Annotated in this window: 20 protein-coding genes; 10 read left to right on the forward strand and 10 right to left on the reverse strand. The window is 39.4% G+C overall.

From position 1 onward, the window contains the following. Nucleotides 1-410: 410 nt before the first annotated feature. The gene (locus RCG21_RS00225) at nt 411-1,655 is read left to right on the forward strand and encodes a DUF4153 domain-containing protein (protein ID WP_308912648.1); all 1,245 of its coding nucleotides are present in this window, start codon (nt 411-413) and stop codon (nt 1,653-1,655) included. Nucleotides 1,656-1,902: 247 nt separating this feature from the next. Here the strand turns inward: RCG21_RS00225 and RCG21_RS00230 are convergent, their stop codons facing one another. The 4 genes from RCG21_RS00230 to RCG21_RS00245 form a co-directional block, all read right to left on the reverse strand. Continuing rightward, nucleotides 1,903-3,297 carry a sugar porter family MFS transporter gene (locus tag RCG21_RS00230; RefSeq protein WP_308912649.1) on the reverse strand — a complete coding sequence of 465 codons (1,395 nt, stop codon included), beginning with the start codon at nt 3,295-3,297 and terminating at the stop codon, nt 1,903-1,905. 302 nt (nt 3,298-3,599) lie between these two features. After that, nucleotides 3,600-5,024, reverse strand: coding sequence for an L-arabinose isomerase (gene araA / locus RCG21_RS00235; RefSeq protein ID WP_308912650.1), 1,425 nt, complete (start codon nt 5,022-5,024; stop codon nt 3,600-3,602). A 15-nt stretch (nt 5,025-5,039) separates the two neighbouring features. Then, a complete protein-coding gene (locus tag RCG21_RS00240) occupies nt 5,040-5,753 on the reverse strand; it encodes an L-ribulose-5-phosphate 4-epimerase (RefSeq protein WP_308912651.1) in 714 nt (237 codons plus the stop codon). Between the two features lie 22 nt (nt 5,754-5,775). Further along, nucleotides 5,776-7,428: a xylulokinase gene (locus RCG21_RS00245; protein WP_372512537.1), complete on the reverse strand. Its 1,653-nt coding sequence runs from the start codon at nt 7,426-7,428 to the stop codon at nt 5,776-5,778. A 301-nt stretch (nt 7,429-7,729) separates the two neighbouring features. On the opposite strand from RCG21_RS00245, the gene RCG21_RS00250 reads away from it, so the two are divergent. Further along, nucleotides 7,730-8,812 (forward strand): GntR family transcriptional regulator, encoded by a 1,083-nt coding sequence (locus RCG21_RS00250; protein ID WP_308912652.1) that lies wholly within the window; start codon nt 7,730-7,732, stop codon nt 8,810-8,812. A gap of 75 nt (nt 8,813-8,887) precedes the next feature. Continuing rightward, complete coding sequence (locus RCG21_RS00255) at nt 8,888-9,589, forward strand: HAD family hydrolase (RefSeq protein WP_308912653.1); 702 nt, start codon at nt 8,888-8,890, stop codon at nt 9,587-9,589. A 215-nt stretch (nt 9,590-9,804) separates the two neighbouring features. Here RCG21_RS00255 and RCG21_RS00260 read toward each other — a convergent pair whose 3' ends face one another. Both RCG21_RS00260 and RCG21_RS00265 read right to left on the reverse strand, forming a co-directional pair. Next, entirely contained in the window at nt 9,805-10,713 is a 909-nt protein-coding gene (locus RCG21_RS00260) for a DMT family transporter (protein WP_308912654.1), read from the reverse strand. 290 nt (nt 10,714-11,003) lie between these two features. Next, the gene (locus RCG21_RS00265; protein ID WP_308912655.1) at nt 11,004-12,068 is read right to left on the reverse strand and encodes a hypothetical protein; all 1,065 of its coding nucleotides are present in this window, start codon (nt 12,066-12,068) and stop codon (nt 11,004-11,006) included. A 681-nt stretch (nt 12,069-12,749) separates the two neighbouring features. Between RCG21_RS00265 and RCG21_RS00270 the strand changes: the two genes are divergently transcribed. Then, on the forward strand, nt 12,750-13,490 hold the full coding sequence (locus RCG21_RS00270; protein WP_308912656.1) for an SDR family oxidoreductase: 741 nt from the start codon (nt 12,750-12,752) through the stop codon (nt 13,488-13,490). 84 nt (nt 13,491-13,574) lie between these two features. Here the strand turns inward: RCG21_RS00270 and RCG21_RS00275 are convergent, their stop codons facing one another. Then, a complete protein-coding gene (locus RCG21_RS00275; RefSeq protein ID WP_308912657.1) occupies nt 13,575-14,000 on the reverse strand; it encodes a MaoC family dehydratase in 426 nt (141 codons plus the stop codon). Nucleotides 14,001-14,368: 368 nt separating this feature from the next. On the opposite strand from RCG21_RS00275, the gene bcaP reads away from it, so the two are divergent. Then, nucleotides 14,369-15,760, forward strand: coding sequence for a branched-chain amino acid transporter BcaP (gene bcaP / locus RCG21_RS00280; RefSeq protein ID WP_133333154.1), 1,392 nt, complete (start codon nt 14,369-14,371; stop codon nt 15,758-15,760). A gap of 307 nt (nt 15,761-16,067) precedes the next feature. Here bcaP and RCG21_RS00285 read toward each other — a convergent pair whose 3' ends face one another. Continuing rightward, complete coding sequence (locus tag RCG21_RS00285) at nt 16,068-16,190, reverse strand: hypothetical protein (protein WP_308912658.1); 123 nt, start codon at nt 16,188-16,190, stop codon at nt 16,068-16,070. A gap of 447 nt (nt 16,191-16,637) precedes the next feature. Here RCG21_RS00285 and RCG21_RS00290 point away from each other — a divergent pair, with 447 nt between their 5' ends. The 5 genes from RCG21_RS00290 to RCG21_RS00310 all read left to right on the forward strand — a co-directional run bounded on the left by RCG21_RS00290 (nt 16,638) and on the right by RCG21_RS00310 (nt 19,441). Then, nucleotides 16,638-17,720 (forward strand): LLM class flavin-dependent oxidoreductase, encoded by a 1,083-nt coding sequence (locus RCG21_RS00290; protein WP_133333153.1) that lies wholly within the window; start codon nt 16,638-16,640, stop codon nt 17,718-17,720. Between the two features lie 435 nt (nt 17,721-18,155). Further along, nucleotides 18,156-18,335 (forward strand): hypothetical protein, encoded by a 180-nt coding sequence (locus RCG21_RS00295; protein ID WP_308912659.1) that lies wholly within the window; start codon nt 18,156-18,158, stop codon nt 18,333-18,335. A gap of 511 nt (nt 18,336-18,846) precedes the next feature. Next, nucleotides 18,847-18,966, forward strand: a complete 120-nt coding sequence (locus RCG21_RS00300; RefSeq protein ID WP_308912660.1) for a YjcZ family sporulation protein — start codon at nt 18,847-18,849, stop codon at nt 18,964-18,966. 49 nt (nt 18,967-19,015) lie between these two features. Beyond that, on the forward strand, nt 19,016-19,102 hold the full coding sequence (locus tag RCG21_RS00305; protein WP_133333238.1) for a YjcZ family sporulation protein: 87 nt from the start codon (nt 19,016-19,018) through the stop codon (nt 19,100-19,102). A 105-nt stretch (nt 19,103-19,207) separates the two neighbouring features. Continuing rightward, entirely contained in the window at nt 19,208-19,441 is a 234-nt protein-coding gene (locus RCG21_RS00310) for a hypothetical protein (RefSeq protein ID WP_133333152.1), read from the forward strand. Between the two features lie 31 nt (nt 19,442-19,472). Here RCG21_RS00310 and RCG21_RS00315 read toward each other — a convergent pair whose 3' ends face one another. Both RCG21_RS00315 and RCG21_RS00320 read right to left on the reverse strand, forming a co-directional pair. Then, complete coding sequence (locus RCG21_RS00315; protein ID WP_308912661.1) at nt 19,473-20,213, reverse strand: hypothetical protein; 741 nt, start codon at nt 20,211-20,213, stop codon at nt 19,473-19,475. Nucleotides 20,214-20,446: 233 nt separating this feature from the next. Continuing rightward, a complete protein-coding gene (locus tag RCG21_RS00320) occupies nt 20,447-21,913 on the reverse strand; it encodes an aldehyde dehydrogenase family protein (RefSeq protein ID WP_133333151.1) in 1,467 nt (488 codons plus the stop codon). Nucleotides 21,914-22,117: the final 204 nt, after the last annotated feature.

Genomic DNA, 22,117 nt, shown 5'->3' on the forward strand with positions numbered 1-22,117 from the left:
AATCAAATCGTGATGGGGAATGAACCAAATATTGATCTCTTCGACAAAAATCGGGTGGTGCCTGGCACCACCCGATTTTTGTCGAATTAGCTTTTACTTACTTCTATCACCGCAAAGGTTTTAAGCGCATTGTATTCCTCAGGTGTTAGTCTTTTTAATACTTGGCTTGTAATTTCTGATTTCTCTTGAGGGGTGAGGCCATCTTTCGCTTTATCCGCAAAGGCTGCGATCTTTTAATAGTGGAATGGGGGTCTGACCACATAGTCACATGGTCCAAAAAAGCCACGAGAACCGTCCTAGTAGCCTTCTTAATCTACAACAAAAATATTATGAAAACTAATAAAAATTTATTGATAAACAATAAATAATGTTTTAAAATCAAATAAACAATGATTGAGGGAGGTTGAACCATGGACATGAACAATTTGATTAATGAAAATATCGCAAACCCCCATGAGCTGGAGAGACTGTTTAGAAAAGACCCTAAAGCATTTAAAAAGTCCTTCCCACATGCCTGGGAGCAAAGCCCTGATTCGCAGGTTCTTGCCGTTTGGTATGAAAGATTGCATTTCAAGGAGACATCAAATACAGAAAAAGCTTTCTTGCTTCAGAAAGGTTTCTTATTCATGGGTCTGTTAGCGATTCTGGCCGGGATATGCACCAGGATCATTTTCCATTATGTCGAACAGCAAACCATTGCACCCATTAATCTTGCTTTCGGTATACTTCCCTTTATTGCAGCCTATTTTGTATACAAGAATCCCCCCAAAAAAATGGTTGTGATTTCCCTTGCAGCGCTGTTCCTCATCTCCGGGATTTATCTTAATATGCTGCCATTGAATTATAAAGACAGTATGATCTTAGCTTATATACACCTTCCCATTTTCTTATGGGGATTGGTTGGGCTTGCATTTACAGGAAATGAATATGGGGAAGGCAGCACAAGATTAGCCTATCTTAAATGTAATTTAGAATTTGGTATTCTCTACGCGAGCATGGCAGTTTGCGGAATGCTGCTAGCAGGATTAACCATGCGGTTATTTAGCTTTGTCGGCTTGAATATAGAAGACTTCTATTTTAGAAATATCGTTGTATTTGGCGCTGCGGCTCTCGCGATTGTGGCTGCATACCTTGTTTCCATGAATCTTAAATTTGCTAAAAATATTACACCCTATATAGCGAAAATTTTTAGCCCGCTTGTCCTGGCCACATTGTTGGTCTATCTGATAACGGTGATTTTGGTCGGGAAAAATCCATTCTTGGACCGCAATTTCCTAATTGCTTTCAACGGAATCCTTCTTGGTGTATTGGCTGTCACCATATTTTCCATTACTGAAAGCGACACAGACGAGAAAAAGACCATTTCAGATTATATCAACTTTGCCTTAATTGTTCTTGCACTAATCATTGACAGTGTGGCTTTGTCAGCCATCGTGTTCAGACTTTCTTCTTATGGGATTACGCCCAATAGACTTGCTGTTTTAGGCGTCAACATACTGATCTGGGCAAACCTAATATGGATTATGCTCTCCTATATGCGATTTCTACAAAACAAAACCGGGCCTTCACCTATCCAAGATGCCGTTACGAAGTATTTGCCGGTCTACGCACTTTGGGCAGCTATCGTTGCATTTACGTTTCCTTTAATTTTTTAAAATAATACCTAATAGGGGGGCTGGCCGTTTAGTTGCCACCCCCCCTATTCTTACAAGCATGTAAGCATCCTTCTTAATTACCATTTTCATCGGAGATTCTGCTTATTATTGTATCTCGTTCTTTTTATGTTCCATTTCACTCAGTTTATGTGCCATTTTTCCGATATATGGACCAAACTAGCAAATATATGTGCCGACCTGCGGATTTCCATTCAAAAAGCCAGGAGAACCGTCCCCTGGCCTTTCTTTACGCACTTATTCCGTTAACTTTTCTATTTTCTCCAATTTTTTCAATTTCCTCTAAACTACGACCGCGCGTTTCAGGAACGCGTGTCCGGATAAAGAAAACTCCAAGTATACAAATAACACCGAAGATGGCAAAAACAGCTTCTTGAGACATGGAAGCGGTCATGATTGGAAATAGCAATCCAACCAAGAAAGAACCAATCCAGTTAAAAGATGAAGCGAATCCAGACGCACGCCCGCGAATGGCTAGCGGGAAAATTTCTCCAACGATGACCCAAGTTAAAGGAGCCCACGTGAAGGAATAAAGTGCTACATAGATACTTAAAAAAACAACCATCATCATCGGACTTGCATTAGGAATTAATGAATTCAATATGGCCGGCAAAATAAAGGATAGCCCCATAATCGTTCCGCCTACGGTTAATAAAGTACGGCGATTAAATTTATCAGCAATCATTAGGAATATGAATGAACCTAGTACGAGAATAACTCCTTGAATAATGGGCCACATCAACGCTGAACTAGCCGCATGCCCTGTTGCTTTTTCTACAATCAAAGGAATGTAATAAAAAATTGCGTTTGCGCCTTGGAATTGTTGAAAAGCAGCAACACCCACACCGGCAATGACTAAATAACGGTATTTATTACTAAAGAGTGTACCCCATGATGCTTTTTGCTTTGCCTTTCTTTCCTCTCTGGCAGCTTCTTGAATTTGCGTGATTTCAGATTCAATTTCTTGTTTGTTAGAGCGAATATAGCCCAACACCTTACGAGCTTCATCAAATTTATGGTTCTTGATCAAAAAACGTGGTGATTCGGGTAATTTTAACATTCCAAAAAATAAGATCAAAGCAGGTACAGCAGCCAAACCAAGCATCAACCGCCATGCCATGGTTTCTGGTAAATCTTTCAATAAATAATCAACAATGTACGAAAGCAACATTCCGGAAACAATCATGGTTTGATTAATACCGGACAGACGTCCACGTAAACGGGCAGGCGCCATTTCTGACATATAGGCTGGGACCAACGCAGAAGCAGCACCAACAGCCAATCCTAATAAAATCCGAGCAACAATCAAATAAAATATCCCATTATGAGGGGCGATTCCTGACAAAATCGATCCAACAACAAAAATTAAAGCAGATATTAAAATCATTTTGCGCCGTCCTAAACGATCAGAAAGTTGTCCGGCCAAGGCACCTCCAAAAATAGCTCCAAACATCACTGATGAGGTAATCCAGCCAATAGCACCAGCGTCGTTTTGAAGGTTCCAATCATGTTGCAGGAAAGGCAAAGCACCCGTCATAACGCCGATATCATAACCGAAAAGAATGCCGGCAAAAGCCCCAAAAAAATAAATGAAGCCACTTGAGATTTTCTTTTCATTAACCATTAAAGTTCCCCCTCAAGGTTTTAAAATTATATTGTTAAAAATCCTACTACTTAAAATAAGGATGGCTTTTTAAGAAATAAAAACTGCTTTTCCCTATAAATCACATAGTTTCATTCCGCTTGATTAAACGCTTTCAACTTTTCCTAAAATCCATGATCCCGCTTACAAATAAGGAGACCATGTTTTGATTATAACGCTTATTGTCCCTCTATCATTTTCCAATTTTCGGAATACTGATATCGCTTCCAATGGAAAGTACTAATACCCCCAAGGAAGCAAAGCCTCCTCGGAGAGAAAAGTCATTATTTAATCACAACATAATCCAAATCAACAAGTTTTGCATACGTGATAATTTGATCTGTTGTTAAATTCAAAGAAACCACTGTATGGTGACCGCCGCCATTCTCAATCCAAGCTTTCACCCCATCCTGGAAGTTCGGCCGAATCTTCCAAATGACACGGGACACTGGAAGGTTTGGTGCTGGAACAGTCGGCTCAAAGGCAGAAACTTCGTTGATCAACAGCTTGTAATGGGTTCCAAAGTCGGCCATGGAAACCACTACACCGTCTCCTGCTTTACCGTCAAATACTAAACGTGCCGGATCCTCACGATTCCCAATCCCTAATGGAGAGACGATAATTTTTGGTTTGTTGCTTGCCAAAGTGGGGTCTACTTCAAGCATATGGGATTGAAGGGCTGATTCTTGACCAACCGCTAATTCATAGGTGTAATCTTCCATAAAGCCGGTTGATTGGTTATGGCTCATGACTTTGAGCAGGCGATCGAGCGCCGCCGTCTTCCAATCTCCTTCACCAGCAAAGCCATATCCTTGTTCCATCAAACGTTGAACGGCAAGACCAGGAAGCTGTTTCATCCCATATAAATCTTCAAAGTTCGTTGTGAAGGCATTGTAACCGCCATCATCAAGGAAACGTTTCATGGCGATTTCATAGCTCGCTTGAACTTTTACGCTCTTCTCCCAATCTTCCCTGCTGTATGGACCATAATCAAATTCATAAAGGTTTTCATATTCTGCAAATAATGCATCAATTTCTTCGTCCGTAACAGCATTCACGTATTGAACAAGGTCACCGATACCAAAGTAATCCACTGTCCACCCAAATTGAATTTGTGCTTCGACCTTATCCCCTTCGGTAACGCCAACGTTCCGCATGTTATCGCCAAAGCGGGCAACTTTGATGTTAAAGCTTTCATTATAAGCAACTGCTACGTCCATCCATTCTGCAATTTGCTTTTGCACTTCAGCGCGTTGCCAATAACCGACGACCACTTTATTTTGTTTTTTCAAACGGGCATTGATAAAGCCATACTCACGGTCTCCATGAGCAGATTGGTTCAAGTTCATGAAGTCCATATCAATCGTGGCCCAAGGAATGCTTTCATTAAATTGGGTTGCTAAGTGAAGCAATGGCTTTTGCAATAATTTGGTTCCGCGAATCCACATTTTCGCAGGTGAGAACGTATGCATCCACGTGATGACACCGGCAACTTCGTCCCGATAGTTGACTTCTTTCATAATGCTTGTGATTTTATCGGCACTAACAGCCAAATCTTGCAATACAAGTGGATAAGGGAAAACACCGCTTTCATTTAATGCATCGGTCATCGTTTGTGCATGTGCTTTGACTTCTGCTAACGCTTCATTCCCATAAAGGTGCTGTGAACCTACGACAAACCAAAACTCTTTTTTTTCTGTTGTGGTCATTATGATCCTCTTTTCTTAGTTTGATAGAATGTGTTGTTTTTGACCGTAATAGGCATTTTTCCCATGTTTTCTCAAGTAGTGCTTATCTAAAATACGTTGTGGTAATAATTCAGCAAAATGATTTAATTCTCGGGCAAATAAATTCATCTTCGAAACTTCTTCCAACACCACGCTATTCATGACAGCCGTTTTTACATCTTTCCCCCACGTAAATGGAGCATGGCCATGCAGTAAGACACCGGGAACGGCCAAAATATCCAAACCGCGCTCTTCAAATGTCTCAATGATGACTTTACCGGTTTCCACTTCATACCCACTATCAATCTCCTCCTGTGTCAAAAAGCGGGCACATGGAACGGGACCATAGAAGGTGTCTGCATGTGTGGTTCCCATCGCAGGAACATCAAGACCTGCTTGAGCCCAAATGGTCGACCAAGTGGAATGAGTGTGCACGATGCCTCCGATTTCCGGGTAATGCTTATACAGTACGGCATGTGTCGGTGTATCGGATGAAGGGTTCAACTCTCCTTCAACCACCTTGCCCTCTAAATCAACCACCACCATATCACTCGGTTTCATCTTTTCATAATCAACACCGCTGGGCTTGATGACGAATAAACCGCTTTCGCGATCAATGCCACTTGCATTTCCCCATGTGTATTTCACAAGTCCATGCTTCGGTAAGTCCAAATTGGCTTGAAATACTTCTTCTTTCAGTTGTTCTAACACGTTCATTCCTCCCGTTTCCCACTCATACGATCAAGGTTTCTACTGCAGCCTGTTCAATCATTAAACCTTTTTTGTATCGTTCGATAAATGCTTCAAATCCTTTAACGTCTAATCGGTCAGGATACATTTCAATCCTATCAACCTCTTCAAACACTTTTAGGTCAAGGAATTCTTCTAAACTTTCATTTTGATGTTTGTTCATCATATAAGATGCAAGAATCGCCATGCCCCACGCTCCGCCTTCCCCGGCCGTTGCCATCACGGAAACGGGTGCATTCATGGTAGCTGCTACAATTTTCTGTCCAACAACGGGGGTTTTAAATAAACCTCCGTGAGCTAAAATGCTATCAATGGCCACGCTTTCATTCTTTGTTAAAATATCCATTCCGATTTTCAAAGCTCCAAAAGCGGTAAAAAGATGAGTCCGCATGAAGTTCGCTAAATTGAAATGACTCTCGGGTGTCCGGACAAATAATGGCCGTCCCTTTTCTAACCCTGTAATATTTTCACCTGAGAAATAACCGTAGCTTAACAGCCCGCCGCCATCTGAGTCAGCTTCGAGCGCCTTATTCAACATCACTTCAAATAATTGGTTCGTTTCAATCTTTTGTCCCATTGCCTCCGAAAATTCACGGAACAATCCTAGCCAGGCATTGAGGTCACTTGAACAGTTATTCGCATGGACCATTGCCACCGGACTGCCGTTTGGTGTCGTGACCAAATCAATTTCCGGGTATACCTTTGAAAGTTCTTTCTCTAAAACAATCATGGCAAAAACGGAAGTTCCGACTGAGACGTTTCCAGTCCGTTTCCTCACACTGTTCGTCGCCACCATCCCTGTTCCGGCATCACCTTCCGGCGGACAAAGCGGAATGCCCGGTTGCAGATTTTGTGATTGATCGAGAATTTTTGCTCCAACTTCAGTTAAGGTACCTGCCTGTTCGCCTGATATACAAACTTCGGGAAGAATATCCCTTAGCCTCCATGGATAACCTTTTGGTGCAATGAGTTCATCAAATTGCTGGACCATCGCTTCATGGTAATCCTGTGTCGATTCATCAATGGGGAACATGCCCGAAGCATCCCCAATGCCGATTGTTCTCTTACCCGTTAGTAACCAGTGAATATATCCAGCTAAAGTGGTAATAAAATCAATCCGGGGCAAATGACTTTCCTCATTTAATATGGCTTGATATAAGTGGGCAATACTCCACCGTTCAGGGATATTAAACCGGAATCGATCCGTTAATTCTTTTGCTGCAACACCAGTTGTTGCATTGCGCCAAGTCCGAAACGGAACAAGCAGCTCGCCAGTACGATCGAATGCCATATAACCGTGCATCATGGCAGAAAATCCAATGGAACCAATGGTTCGAATGGTAATCCCATAATTCCGTTCCACTTCTTGTTTCATTTCACTATAAGCTGTTTGCAATCCAGTGATAATATCGACTAAGTTGTACGTCCAAAATCCATCTTCCAAGCGGTTTTCCCACTCATAACTTCCAGAGGCTATGGTTTCAAAACGATGATCAATCAACACCGCTTTGATACGTGTGGATCCGAATTCGATTCCAAGGGAAGTTTCTCCTTTGGCAATCGCTTGTTTTATGTCTGCTCGATTCGTTTTCACATGAATCCCCTTTCCGATAGCGGTTTCAATTTCATCTGTCATGATTTATCTTCGTAAGGAGTCGATTTCCTTTTGCTTAACTTATCTACAACCCTAGTATATTTTCTGTACGTACATTTGTCAATAATTTTATAAAAAAGTCCATACATGTAGTTTCGATATGATTCTGCCCTACTCTCCTTATTGGGGATAAAATATTCGTATGAAATACAACCAGGAAATTGGTATTTTTTAAAAAAACAAGCGTGATATGTTGGTTTATTTAAAACTATGGTAAAATATGTCCATACAAATTTTTCGAGCGAATTCATTCGTAAGTGAACAACTAGAAAGAGTGAGATAAATGAAAACAAAGTATCAGATCATCATTGATGAGATTAAAAGTAAAATACTTTCAGGAGATTACAAGTTAGACGAAAAAATTCCAACTGAATCCGACCTGCAAGAAACGTACAATGTGAGCAGACACACGGTTCGAAAGGCCATTTTAGAACTGGCGAATGAGGGATTCCTAAGAAGTGAAAAAGGATCTGGCACGTACGTCAGTAACAAATATCAATCAAAATCCGGTGGAAATTCTACGAATAAAACGATTGGGGTCATCACGACTTACATTTCGGATTACATTTTCCCTTCCATTATTCGCGGAATTGAAAGAAGATTGAAGGAGGATAATTATTCGTTGCTGTTAGCCAGTACAAATAACGATGTAGAACAAGAAAAGAAGGCATTGGAAATGATGTTGTCCTATGGCGTGGATGGATTGATCATTGAACCTACGAAAAGCAATTTGTACAATCCCAATATTGCTTACTACCTCTCGTTTAAGGAGCAGGATGTCCCCTTCATCATGATCAATGCGTATTATGAAGAATTGGAAGTTCCTTTTTTATGTCTAGATGATGTGCAATCCAGCTATCTCGCAACAAAAGAGTTGATTTCAAAGGGACACACACAAATTGGACTGATTTCAAAAACCGATGATTTACAAGGAAAGTTTCGTATGAAGGGGTACATTAAAGCGCTTGGAGAAGCCAAATTGCGATTTCAACCGGAGCAAGTGCTTTCCTATACTACAGAGACGAAGCCGGACCTATCCAGTAACTTGAAGAAGTTCCTCATTGAAAATAGAGACGTGTTGACGGCAATGGTTTGCTATAACGACGAGGTAGGGTTAGAAGTGGCAAATGTATGCAGACAACTGGATATTTCTGTACCGGAAAAACTATCCATTATTGGCCAGGACAATTCTTATATTGCCAAAAATGCAAATATCAAGCTAACTACATTAACACACCCACAAGAACAAATGGGACGTGATGCAGCGGATTGGGTCATTAAAAAGTTACAAGGAAAGAAAGATTTACCAAATGAAAACTACTATCAGCCGGAATTAGTTGAAGGCGAAACGGTTAAAGAATTATAAAGCCGCAGGGCCGCTTCTCTTGTTTTTTGGGAGAGGGCCAGTAGGCATGGTCTCGTTAATGGAAAGGAGATTGTGATGGAGATTAAAGCTGTTTTTTTTGATTTGGATGATACGCTGCATGATCATCAGGCCCCTTTTGCCAAGGCGCTGCTTGATACAATTCATCATTGGCCATCCATGCCTGATCTTAATACCGCTTATAAAAAGTTCAGATATTATAGTGATTATTTTTGGAAGGATTACACGCAAGGAAACATTTCTTTGGAGCAGCTTAGGATCAACAGAATCATAGCAACATTAGAAAACCTGGGGAAAGGGATATCTGAGCAAGAAGCCGTGCGATTTCAGGAGAACTATGAAAATAATCTAAATACCCCCATCTTATTTACAGAAGTCCCTTCTGTTTTCGACGCCTTAAAGAGGAAAGGGATCGAGGTTGGGCTCATTACAAACGGTCCTATCACTCATCAGCAAAATAAAATCAGCCAGCTCGGACTTCAAGATTTTATTAATGAAGAGTTGATATTTATTTCCGACCAAGTCGGTTTTGCCAAACCAAATCCCCAGCTTTTTCATACAGCCGCAAAAAAGATTGATCTCCCTGCGGAGCACCTCCTCTATGTAGGGGATACCTGGGAAAATGATGTCGTGGGGCCGATTTCAGCTGGTTGGAATGCGATTTGGTTTAACCACCGGAGCCGGGAACCATTAACCGACCATAAGCCACTCGCGGAAATTAACAAGTTGTCGTCGTTATTAAACCTTTTAAATTTGTAAAAGGCAGTACGGGAGGGGTTTAATTCCACAGGGACAGTTCTCTTGGTCTATATCAATTAATAATTTCAAATAACGAGAAGCCAGGCGGGCACCTGGCTCAGATCATTTTTCTCTTAAGTATATAACGCTGTAAACTACTATTCGCACGTTCCCCTACTTTTAAATTACCATTTTCATGGGACATTCGTTTTTTATTGCACCCTATTCATACCCTCTCATTGGGCCATCTTTTGTTCATCAAAAGAATCGATTTTTCTTTTGCCGTACCGGACATTCCCACTTATAATCCCTCCTAATATGAGGAATACTCCAATCCACTGATACCAACTTACGGGTTCCGTCAAAACGAACGAAGACAGGGTAACGGCTACTGGCAGTTCGGAAGCAACTAATATGGTGCCAAGCCCTGGTCCAATATGCGGCATTCCAATTGAAAATAAAAGCGGTGGAAGAGCAACTCCAAATAAACCAAGAAATAGCCCGTATGGCGCCAAGCCCGTTAAGACAGAAAAGTCGAATAGAAATGTTGGTGGATACAATGCAAATACAACGATTAATGCACCGGTAGTAAGAAGAGCACTTTTTAGCACCGGAGGAGTATCTTTCTCAACTGAACCACTCAGAAAAATGAAAGTGGTATGCATGAAAGCAGCAAGCACACCCCAAATCGTTCCTTGCCACGAGAGAGCAGCTCCCTCTTGTGAAATCATATTTGCAGCTAAACCAGAACCAATGAGTAGGATGGCTATAGAAACAAGCTTTTCTTTGGACGGCTTTTTCTTATGAAATATCCACTCAAAAAGCGTACCCATCCAAATAAATTGAAATAAAAAAATGATGGCCAATGAAGCATCAAGTGTTTGCAGTGACTGATAATAAAATAAACCTGATAAGCCAACCGGAATTCCGGATACTAGCAGTTTGAAGATTTGTTTAAACGTTACTTTTGCCTTTTTTGTAAACAAAAAAACGATCCAAATCAGCACGGTTCCGAAAAAGAATTGTCCACCTGTTACCTCTGGCGCTGAAAAACCTGCTGAGTAGGCAAGTTTGACAAATGTTGATAATACTCCGTAACAGCATCCACCTAAAAATACAATTAATGCATAATGCCAAAGTTTCAAAATCTTTACCTCCTTTTTTACAATAAGACTCTGTTAAACCTAGTTGTTGATTTCCGCTCCAGGCACTTCGCTTTCCGCTCCAATCAACAAGGTCAAAAAATCAACATTGTCCTTTAACACAGCCTTTACAATAAAAAAAGCCACACAATTACCAATAAGGTAATTGTGTGGCGAAACTAGAGTTACTCTAGAAAAATCCACATCCGAAGACAGGTTTTAATATTCAATTCCATTAAATTTTATAATCAGCCATCATAAATTGTCAACTGCAATAATATGGCCATGTTTCATCATACCTTCCTCAATGCCTTTCGGGAAGGAGAAAGGTCAGATTGTTTTACAAAATTAACAATTAATTGTAGAAACAAAATAGGATCGTCTCTTTCAACAGATTTTGTCCTTCCAGACACTCTGGAAAGACAGGTTTCAGCTTTTTCATTAGATTTTGTCCTTCCAGCCACTCTGGAAAGACAGTTTCCAGCTTCTTCAACAGATTTTGTCCTTCCAGACACTCTGGAAAGACAGTTTTCAGTTTTTTCAACAGATTTTGTCCTTCCAGACACTCTGGATAGACAGTTTCCAGCTTTTTCAACAGATTTTGTCCTTCCAGACACTCTGGAAAGACAGTTTTCAGCTCTTTCATTAGATTTTGTCCTTCCAGACACTCTGGATAGACAGTTTCCAGCTTTTTCAACAGATTTTGTCCTTCCAGACACTCTGGAAAGACAGGTTTCAGCTTCTTCAACAGATTTTGTCCTTCCAGACACAGGTTTCAGCTTTTTCAACAGATTTTGTCCCTCGAGCAAACTGGAAAGACAGTTTCCAGCTTTTTTATTAGATTTTGTCCTTCCAGACACTCTGGAAAGACAGGTTTCAGCTTCTTCAACAGATTTTGTCCTTCCAGACACAGGTTTCAGCTTTTTCAACAGATTTTGTCCCTCGAGCAAACTGGAAAGACAGTTTCCAGCTTTTTTATTAGATTTTGTCCTTCCAGACACTCTGGAAGGACAGTTTCCAGCTTCTTCAACAGATTTTGTCCTTCCAAACACTCTGGAAAGACAGGTTTCAGCTTCTTCAACAGATTTTGTCCTTCCAGCCACTCTGGAAAGACAGTTTCCAGTTTTTTCAACAGATTTTGTCCTTCCAGACACTCTGGATAGACAGTTTCCAGCTTTTTCATTAGATTTTGTCCTTCCAGACACTCTGGAAAGACAGTTTCCAGCTTCTTCAACAGAGTTTGTCCTTCCAGACACTCTGGATAGACAGTTTCCAGTTTTTTCAACAGATTTTGTCCTTCCAGACACTCTGGATAGACAGGTTCCAGCTTTTTCATTAGATTTTGTCCCTCCAGACACTCTGGATAGACAGGTTTCAGCTTTTTCAACAGAGTTTGTCCTTCCAGCACTCTGGAAAGACAGTTTCCAGCTTTTTCATTGGTTTTTGTCCTTCTAACTCTCTGGAAAGACAGAACAAATTGAACGAGATGAGGAGGATATGGAGCATTATCTTTTGTTAAATTTTTATAAATAATGTAAACATTTTTCCTAGTGGATAGTAACTATAATTATTTATTTGTATAATCTTTAAAAATACTCGAATGGAGATGAATAAGATGGAACATCCTCTTTTGGAACCGTCACCAATAATTGAAGAGGTCAAAAAGAAACCTTCATCAACTAGAGTTTTAAGGAATGCAATAACGATTTCGCTCGTAATAATTTCATTGTTTATTGATGTCATTATGGTTATTACCAATATGAGTAGAATAACAAGTATCGGATTAGGAATTATATCAATATTTATTTTTTGGCTTTCCTTGGATAATTACTACGAAAAGTGCCCCAAATTGCATGGAAAAACTGACCACTCCCATCACTAAAGCAGTACACCAAATAGACGGTTCTCATGGTTCAAATAACAAGCCCGGTCCCATGTTCACTCTTGAAAGTGTTAAACTGATGATAGCCAAAAATCCGTTATCCCGGGCGATTTTTTTGGCTGACCCATAATAGTATTAAGAAAGGATGTTATCCAGAATGTCTACGATTCAAGATAGAGTGGTGATCATTACAGGCGCCTCCAGCGGAATTGGGGAAGCGACCGCAAAAGAACTTGCATCAAAAGGGGCGAAGTTGGTACTGGCGGCTCGACGTGAAGATCGTCTAAAGAAACTGCAAGAAGAGATTCAAAGAAATGGCGGACAAGCTACATACAAGGTGACAGATGTGACTTCGCATGAACAAATGGAAGAGTTAGCGGAGTATACTCTGAAAGAGTTTGGGAAAATCGATGTCTTAGTGAATAATGCAGGCGTAATGCCTCAATCATTCCTCTATAAGAAAAAAATTGAAGAATGGAATACAATGATTGATGTCAATATTAAAGGCGTACTTTATGGAATAGCGGCTTGCCTTCCATCCATGAGAGAAAGAAAATCGGGTCATATTATTAATCTTTCTTCCGTTGCCGGATACGGAGTATGGCCAGCTAGTTCAGTTTATAGTGCTACCAAATCTGCCGTACGTGCCATTACGGAAGGTCTCCGCAAAGAAGAGTTTCGCAACAATATTCGTACAACCATTATCTCGCCAGGAGCGATTAGCACCGAATTAACAGAAACGATTACAGAACCTAAACTAAAAGCGGCATTCGATGAACTGTACAAAGGTGCGATTGAAGCCGAAAATATTGCCCTTGCGATTAGCTTCGCCATTGAACAACCAGCAGACGTAGCTGTAAGTGAGATGATTGTTCGGCCTGCTCAACAAGAGTTGTAGGTTCCACAGGGACGGTTCTCTTGGTCTATTTTATAAATTTCTTGGAATAAAAAAGCCGGCAGAACCGTCCCCTCGGTCTCCCCTTCATCGCTCCATCAATGTGGACATCTCGCCCTCAAAAACTTTTTCTTCTTTATCATTGAATGTAGATAATTGTAACGTAAGAATCCCCGTTTGATTTTTCATTGCTTTTTTATCCATAACCTTACAAATGACTTGCAATTCATCTCCAGGATACACGGGCTTCATAAATTTAAGATGATTCATCTGTGTTCCTGCAATGATATCGTCCCCATAGATTCCTTCTTCCACTAAAAGCTTAAATGAAATGGCTAGCGTATGGATACCGGAAGCAATGATTCCCTGAAACCTTCCCTGATTTGCCCTTTCCTCATCCAAATGCATATATTGAGGGTCATATTCCGCTGCAAACCTCATAATATCCTCTTTTGTTAATTTGAATAATTTTGTTTTATAAATCTGCCCAACTGTAAATTCATCTAATTTCATTTATACCCCTCCATTCGATCATTGTAGTACTTGTTTATCTTAGCATTAATTACTACAAGTGAAAAAGGTATGAAAGATTGATTGAGATTGGCTTAATCAAGAAATAAGGTACTGGATTATAGAATTTTAATCAAATTTTAATAATTGGTAAAACCTATGTAAAATATCTTCGATTCCACAGGGACGGTTCTCATGCTCAAAAAAAAAGCCAGCAGAACCGTCCTCATGGTCTTTAGAAAATATTGATTTTTTCCAAAATAAATTATATTATTAATTTCGTTGTGAAATTCGACAAAAATCGCTATGATTCTTATTTGTTCATTTTATCAGAATATTTAGTTGATTTTGATTTGAGGAGGAACTATCATATGGATTTGTTTAGAAAAAAATCCATTCAAGATTTAATAAAAGAGTCAGGAAGAAAAGAGGTTTCATTAAAGAAAGAGTTAGGCGCCTTTGACTTAACGATGCTCGGAATTGGCGCCATTGTTGGAACTGGAATTTTTGTTCTGACCGGGGTCGCCGCAGCCCAACATGCAGGTCCAGCCCTAGTCCTATCCTTTATTATTTCTGGGCTCGTCTGTGTGTTCGCTGCCCTTTGCTATGCAGAGTTTGCTTCTACGGTACCCGTATCAGGCAGTGCTTACACCTATAGTTATGCCACTTTTGGCGAAATTATCGCCTGGATCCTAGGCTGGGATTTAATTCTCGAATATGGATTTGCCAGTGCTTCTGTTGCCAGCGGATGGTCGGGTTACTTTCAAGGTTTAATTGCCGGATTTGGGATCCACTTTCCTAAAGCCATCTCGAGCGCATATGACCCGGCACATGGTACGTATATAGATGTACCAGCCATTTTAATCACTCTGATCGTCGCATTCATGTTAACAAGAGGAGCAAAAGAATCAGCACGTTTTAATGCCATCATGGTAATTATAAAAATATTGGTTGTTCTCCTATTTCTTGGTGTCGGTGCATGGTATGTGAAGCCTGCTAACTGGACTCCTTTTATGCCGTTCGGATTCTCAGGGGTAACAGCTGGAGCTGCAACAGCCTTCTATGCCTATATTGGTTTTGACGCAGTCTCAACAGCAGCGGAAGAAGTAAAAAACCCACAGCGCAATATGCCAATTGGAATTATTGCATCCCTGATCGTCTGTACGATTCTATATGTGGCAGTATCAGCGGTATTAACAGGAATTGTTCCCTATCAATTACTTGATGTAAAAAATCCTGTCGCATTTGGACTTAATTACATTCATCAGGACTGGATTGCTGGTTTCATCTCCCTTGGAGCCATTGCTGGGATTACAACCGTTCTAATCGTCATGGTTTATGGACAAACCCGCTTGTTTTATTCCATCAGCCGAGATGGACTGCTTCCAAAGGCTTTTTCAAAAATAAATAAGAAAACGAAAACACCGGTTGTAAATACGTGGATTACCTTTGTTCTCGTTTCTATTTTTTCTGGCTTAATCCCACTTGGTAAGCTGGCTGAATTAACGAATATCGGCACGCTATTTGCGTTCATGTCCGTTTCGATCGGCATTTTGTTTTTACGTAAAAAACAAGGTCCGCCAAAACAAGGTTTCCGCGTTCCGTTTGTACCATGGATTCCAATCCTAGCCTTCCTATCCTGCGGATATTTAGTCCTGCAACTTCCATCCATAACATGGATCAGTTTCATCGTATGGCTATTGATTGGTTTAATTATTTACTTTAGCTATGGAAAAAGACATTCAGCATTGGGCAAAGAATAAAAAGCTCCATTCATCATGATTGGAACGGTAAATGAAGACTTTTCCTTTCTAGTATATATAATCAATGGAGTTCATCATAAAAGCCGAGAGGCTAATGGCTCCTACCAGAAAAAAGATACATTATTTCTGGTAGGAGTCATTTTTTTTGTAAAACTTTTGAAATTTGCTGGGGATGATTCATGGTACGGTTTCACTCGGAGGGGCGCTTGGGGCTGTACCAAGGGCAAGGAACTCTTTATTGTCCTGACATTTATGCATATCCAGTCCACTTATGTATAAAATGAAGTGCAGGGGCAAGTTCTGGAGTCTACGATTCTTTTCTATCAGTCTGCAATTTTTTATTTTGCTGCAGCAGCAAATCTAATCTACGAACGAGCATTTCCTTCTTTTTTTTCTTCTCTAACACTTTACTCTTAATATTTAATGACATAGTTGCACCTCAAAAACGTTTAAATTTAGAATTTTAATTATTAAAGACATAGATAGGTTATGTAATCTTAAAAAAGTTTACTTTTTTTATAGGAAGATTACCTCATTGTCTTGCTTAATGTGATCGGACTTTTTGCTTAACGCTTATATCATTCGACATAATTCTTGTTTTTTTGTACTTAGTCTTTAAAAAATATCCTCTATAAGGAATAGACTTTCCCAAATATTTCAAAATCAACATCCTTTTTTTCTTACCAATAGGATTTATACCGTAGGCAGAAGGTCGTTTTAGAGGATGAAGATTGGTTCCTCTAACCTTGCGTAACCATTTAAAATTTACTTTTTTTAATCATTTAAAGTGGATTGGCCAAAAAAATCATCATATACATATTTAAAAGCGGATGAATAAGTTCCGCGCGGACCCAATAACCTTTGTTGGAGGAGACCTATGGGGAAAGAGATCAAATTAAATGATTCTGGATTTGAAATGGGTATTTATACTTTTGGGGAACTACTTAGAGATCCCTATACTGGTCAAATCATAAATGCAAAACAACGTATAAATGAGATTGTAGAGGCAGCCAAGCTGGCAGATGATGCGGGACTGGATGTGTTTGGGATTGGTGAGCACCATCGTTTAGATTTCGCTGTATCCTCACCACCGGTTTTATTAGCGGCTATCGCTCAAGTTACCCGTCAAATTAAGTTAATCAGTGCAACGACTATTTTAAGTACAGCAGATCCGGTCCGATTATTTGAGGACTTTGCAACATTAGATATTATTTCAAATGGTCGTGCAGAAATAGTCGCAGGAAGAGGGGCGTTTTTAGAATCATTTGCACTGTTCGGCTATAGCTTGGATGACTATGATCATTTATTCGCAGAGAAGATAGATCTATTATTAAAACTAAATGAGAATGAGCACGTTACTTGGAAAGGTCAGTTCCGCTCGGAGCTTAAAGGCGCGGAGATTGCTCCTAGGCCCATTCAACAGGGAATCCCCGTTTGGATTGGTGTTGGAAGTTCACAAGAAAGTGCAGAACGAGCAGGCAGGCTGGGACAAGGGCTAATGTTAGCGGTGCTAGGAGGAGACCCTGGCTATTTTAAGCCAATCGTTGAGGCCTACCGGCGTGAAGGATTAAAGGCAGGACATATTCCAGCAAAACTTAAGGTGGCAGTTGGTGGACATGGTTATCTTAGTAAAACATCACAACAGGCGAAAAAAGAATTCTATCCTTATTATACCAATTACTTCAAGTCTTATATGAAAAACGGGATGCTACATAATATCACTGAAGCTGATTTTGAGCAAATGGTTAGTCCAAATAACAGCTTGTTCGTCGGGAGTCCCCAAGAAATGATTGAAAAAATTCTCCGACAGTATGAATTGTTCGGGCATCAACGCTTTCTAGCTCAAATGGACATTGGTGGTGTTCCGTTTAATCAGGTGGCTAAAAGCATAGAGCTATTTGCCACGGAGGTAGCTCCGGTGGTTCGCAAGGAAATTAAAAAAGGCTGCAAAAAGGAGTAGTACCAGCGAAGCGACCACCAGAAATTAGTTATTTCAGTTTAATCCTTCTAACATGCATACCCCCGTCCTTTTGGATGGGGGTATTATAAAATGTTCCTTATTTATGCTTTGAATTTTTTAAAGCGAATGCAAATACGATTAAAAACTTTTTCTTAGTCGGTGTCCCCACTATAAAATCTAACCATCCTATATTAGGCTGGACCATAACCGATTGCATGAGCAATGATAACCGCTATAAGTGGGACAAAAATAGAATGACAGTACATGGAAAAATCACAAATGTAATCATTAAAAAGGATAAGGTTTCGTTTAATAAAAAAAAGTCATCCTTTGTAGGTAATAACCTAATTTGAATATTGATAAGCTCTTTTCTAGTTACAGACCATAACATGAAGCAGGTTAGACAATTCCCTTTAAAAATGCAGGTGAAAATCTATGTATCATCCTTATGGAACAGGTCATATACCATATCCTTTTATTGGAACCCACATGGGATACGGATATCCATTGTCATTGTACCATCACTACCATCCACAACATCCTTATGTTCACTTTGGACATCACTTTCCGTATTTTGCTGTGCCCATTCAGGCGCCGGTTCGATTCTTGAATTAGAAATCACTGCATTAACATGAGTTTATTCCATACCATTGGTCATGTATTCTTTTATTAAGCAGAAAGTATTAAACATACAAAAAAGCCCAAGTTGGGCTTTTTTGATTGAGATTACTCTAACAAATCTTTGCGTTAAGGAAGAACATGGGTTTTCGGCTACACTCTAGACTATGCAATCGTTTAAATGAGTATCCAACCGATTAAGCCTATTTTGAGAAATTTTTATTTAAGAACAGACCAAGAATTAATTCTTTCATATCAGCCCTTGTCCATGCCATTTTATGATCTTGTACATATATTATGATTACCACCAGCGTAGAACCAACATATTCTACATTACCTTCTTTTCATGAAAGAGCGTTTGCCTATAAAGGCAGACGTTCTTTGCATTTTTAGGAAAATCGTATATTTTTCGATACCAATATGATAGTTGTCCAAGCCACTTTTGTTTTATGAAATATGATACATAGTGAAAGTTCTATTTAAGATCTTCTAACAGGTGGTGATCATTATGTGCTTTGGATACGGTGGTTATGGCTATGGCGGTGGTTTTTACGGAGGCAGTACATTTGTTTTAATCGTAGTATTATTTATCCTTTTAATTATTGTTGGTACTGCTTTTATTTATTAATGACCAATACACGTTCTGGTGTAAAGAATCAATGCTGGAGGTGTAATAAATGAGCGGGCATGGAAATAATTTTGCGTTAATCGTTGTACTATTCATTCTCCTTATCATCGTTGGTGCATCCTTTATGTTCTACTAATAAGATGAATGGAGTAGGAAAAAGGCCCTTTTTATCGGGCCTTTTTTTCTCTTGCTTTCGGACTCTCTACCGGCATTCCCTGCTGGCTTTAGTATGCGGAAATAGATGAAATATGGATTAGCCAACCAAATGGTTAAAACCAACACCATTCTTTACGAATCGACTGCTACCGACGCTTATTTTTTTAATCAAACGTTTGATATAAACCGGGACAAAGCCTTTTGGAAAACGAACATCGTCAAGTTTCCGGGGAAATTTTTTGTCGATAAATCGTACCAAAACAGCGCTTATCATATTAGTGATGAAAATTCACTTGCAAGAAATATTCCCTCCGAATGAGTAAAACTTTTCTTTATCCAATCACCTATTATTATTCTTCTAAAAGTGCATAATAACGTTCTCCTGTCACACTACTCTTAGGAGAAAGCAAATTTAAGGCTGTCTCTAAATCGATTTTCCGATAAGTTTCAGTTACTCGACCATTAATCATTAATTTTTTCCGATATTCTAATATACCATCAACAACATCTTTTGAGAGCTCCTTTGAATTTTGAAGACTATCGAAAACACATTTTTCAGCAGCCTCACAACTAGTTATTTTCACATCAGAGTCTTTTACATTTCCAGTAGGAGAGTATGCTAAAGCGGTAATTATTTGATGTTTAGCAGCACTCACTGTTTCTCTCAAAAAGTTTGCTTTAACTGGTGGAATATCTTCTACAAGCAATCTAGTAATCCCCCGGTCATTAATGGCTCCGAGAATCTGTTCGGGTTCATCTTCGACCACAACTTCCTTGTGTGGCGGCCAAATATCAAGATAATAATAACTAGATTGTTTTTTTCCAACATGAAAAATATAGAACTGAGGATAAATGACAAGTTGGTCAGGCTTAAACCCAAGCTGAGGTCGGAAGAAATCATAGAACCGGGCTACAGCTGACATAAGAAGTGCACTGGCCCCGATTCCGCCTGCTGTTTCCCTTACTACCACACCAATACGATCATACTCATTAAATCCTTCAAAAATTTCTTCCAATAAAGCACTCTGTCCCTTTACCTCGATATCAAAGTCATTAGAACCCATCATATTCCTGGTATGTATTTTAAACACCCCCACTTCATTTTTAGAAACTAAAAAAATATATAAAACACTAAGAATAATATTTTCGAAATTGAATGTTCGGTGTGAGAGGAATTAGTCCTGCTAGTTCATTAATTATCATAAGGCTTCAAATGGATAGAAAAGATAGTAGAACGGCGGGCCAGTCAAGGGAAACAACTGACCACTTCCATTCTACTTCCTAGTTTGCTATGGAGTATTGATCATGCTTTTTGTACAAAAGATTATTTCCGCTTTGCTTTTGTTGGATCAAATGTAATCTGTTTCACCTCTGTTAAATGTTGGAATACCCATTGGCTTAAAATCCTTCCATTCCCGCTATTCTTCATGCCGCCAAATGGTGCTAGGAAATCCCAATAATTCGTGCTTTCATTTATATGAACCGTTCCATGTTCGAGATTATCTGCCATATACCAGGCATCTGCTAGGCCAGATGTAAATACTGAAGATGTAAGCCCATATGGTGTGTCATTGGCAATCTCCACTGCCTCTTCTCTAGTTTTAAATTTAATAATTGGTGCTATTGGGCCAAAGGTTTCTTCTTTTCCTAAAAGCATAGACTGATTTGCATTAACGAGGATTGTTGGTTCATAATATAAACCACTGTGATTCCCACCATAAACGACTTTTGCACCTTTATTGACAGCATCCTTTATATGTTCATTCATTTTATCTACTACTGGTTGGCCCGATAATGGTCCCATTTCTGTACCATCTTCTAAAGGGTTACCTAAACGAACTTTTTTAGTTCTTTCAACTAATAAATCAACAAACTCATCGTGTATACTTTCATGAACTAAGATTCGTTCAGCTGCTGTACACACTTGGCCGGCATTATAAAAACAACCATTAATTGCAGCTTCTACAGCTTCCTCTAAATTTGCATCTTCCATAACAATTTGAGGTCCGTTACCGCCTAACTCTAAAAGAGTTCTCTTTAACCCAGCAGCTTGGGCGATCTTTTCACCTACAGCAGCACTTCCTGTAAAGCAAACCCCACGTACATCTTCATGAGTTACAATTCGGTTTCCAACGTCCCCTTTTCCTTGAACTAAATTAACTACCCCTGGTGGAAAACCTGCTTCATCAAATAGCCTAATCAGCAATTCAGTGCTAAATGGGGTAATTTCAGATGGTTTAAACACTACAGTATTTCCCACTGCCAATGCATAAGGGATAAGTTCAGCTGATAGAGATACCGGGAAATTCCATGGTGTGATTACGCTTACAACTCCGATTGGAGCATGGGTGATATGAATTCTTTTATTATTTGTTCTTTCAAAAGTACTTGGCAGTGTAGACCCTCTAAATCTTTGGACTTCTCCAATCGCATGTTCAAAGTTAGAGATACCAAGTTCATAGACTTCTTCACGAGCCTCTGTGATTGTTTTTCCCATTTCTAACGTAATATAGCGGGCCATCTCTTCCCCATATTTTGTTCTTCCGAGCTCTTCCGCTTTCTTAAGTAAATCTAATTTATCTAATAATGGAACATTTGCCCACTCTTTCTGAGCCTCTTTTGCACTTTTAATAGCTAAATTCACTTGTTCGATTGAGCTATTTCTGTAGTTACCGATAATTTCTCCATTTACAGGACTAACAACTTCAACAAGTTCTCCTTCACCATCCATCCACATCCCGTTAATATACGTTTTTGCATTCAAAATAGCCTTAGAGACTGTTTTTTCCATAAAAAAATTCCTCCTAATTTATTAGTTTTATAGTTAAATCTTCATTAAGTAGTACAAACTTTATAAATGCAATTTTTATGCCACTTTTTCAAAAATCAAAGAAAACTGCTGGACATATAGTAATATTGAGGTCTTCTAGGAAAGTTTTTTAAATTTCAGGAATTTATTGTAAGATTCTACAAATTATGCGGAAAAAATCGAACC

Source organism: Bacillus salipaludis (assembly GCF_030938565.1).
GTDB classification, from domain to species: Bacteria; Bacillota; Bacilli; order Bacillales; family Cytobacillaceae; genus Neobacillus; species Neobacillus salipaludis_A.

What these genes read in the sequence shown, in the direction of transcription:
- RCG21_RS00225 (WP_308912648.1), top strand. Translation starts at nt 411, where the DNA reads ATGGACATGAACAATTTGATTAATGAAAATATCGCAAACCCCCATGAG.
- RCG21_RS00230 (WP_308912649.1), bottom strand. Translation starts at nt 3,297, where the DNA reads ATGGTTAATGAAAAGAAAATCTCAAGTGGCTTCATTTATTTTTTTGGG.
- araA (WP_308912650.1), bottom strand. Translation starts at nt 5,024, where the DNA reads ATGACCACAACAGAAAAAAAAGAGTTTTGGTTTGTCGTAGGTTCACAG.
- RCG21_RS00245 (WP_372512537.1), bottom strand. Translation starts at nt 7,428, where the DNA reads ATGACAGATGAAATTGAAACCGCTATCGGAAAGGGGATTCATGTGAAA.
- RCG21_RS00250 (WP_308912652.1), top strand. Translation starts at nt 7,730, where the DNA reads ATGAAAACAAAGTATCAGATCATCATTGATGAGATTAAAAGTAAAATA.
- RCG21_RS00255 (WP_308912653.1), top strand. Translation starts at nt 8,888, where the DNA reads ATGGAGATTAAAGCTGTTTTTTTTGATTTGGATGATACGCTGCATGAT.
- RCG21_RS00270 (WP_308912656.1), top strand. Translation starts at nt 12,750, where the DNA reads ATGTCTACGATTCAAGATAGAGTGGTGATCATTACAGGCGCCTCCAGC.
- RCG21_RS00275 (WP_308912657.1), bottom strand. Translation starts at nt 14,000, where the DNA reads ATGAAATTAGATGAATTTACAGTTGGGCAGATTTATAAAACAAAATTA.
- bcaP (WP_133333154.1), top strand. Translation starts at nt 14,369, where the DNA reads ATGGATTTGTTTAGAAAAAAATCCATTCAAGATTTAATAAAAGAGTCA.
- RCG21_RS00285 (WP_308912658.1), bottom strand. Translation starts at nt 16,190, where the DNA reads ATGTCATTAAATATTAAGAGTAAAGTGTTAGAGAAGAAAAAAAAGAAG.
- RCG21_RS00290 (WP_133333153.1), top strand. Translation starts at nt 16,638, where the DNA reads ATGGGGAAAGAGATCAAATTAAATGATTCTGGATTTGAAATGGGTATT.
- RCG21_RS00295 (WP_308912659.1), top strand. Translation starts at nt 18,156, where the DNA reads ATGTATCATCCTTATGGAACAGGTCATATACCATATCCTTTTATTGGA.
- RCG21_RS00300 (WP_308912660.1), top strand. Translation starts at nt 18,847, where the DNA reads ATGTGCTTTGGATACGGTGGTTATGGCTATGGCGGTGGTTTTTACGGA.
- RCG21_RS00305 (WP_133333238.1), top strand. Translation starts at nt 19,016, where the DNA reads ATGAGCGGGCATGGAAATAATTTTGCGTTAATCGTTGTACTATTCATT.
- RCG21_RS00310 (WP_133333152.1), top strand. Translation starts at nt 19,208, where the DNA reads ATGAAATATGGATTAGCCAACCAAATGGTTAAAACCAACACCATTCTT.
- RCG21_RS00320 (WP_133333151.1), bottom strand. Translation starts at nt 21,913, where the DNA reads ATGGAAAAAACAGTCTCTAAGGCTATTTTGAATGCAAAAACGTATATT.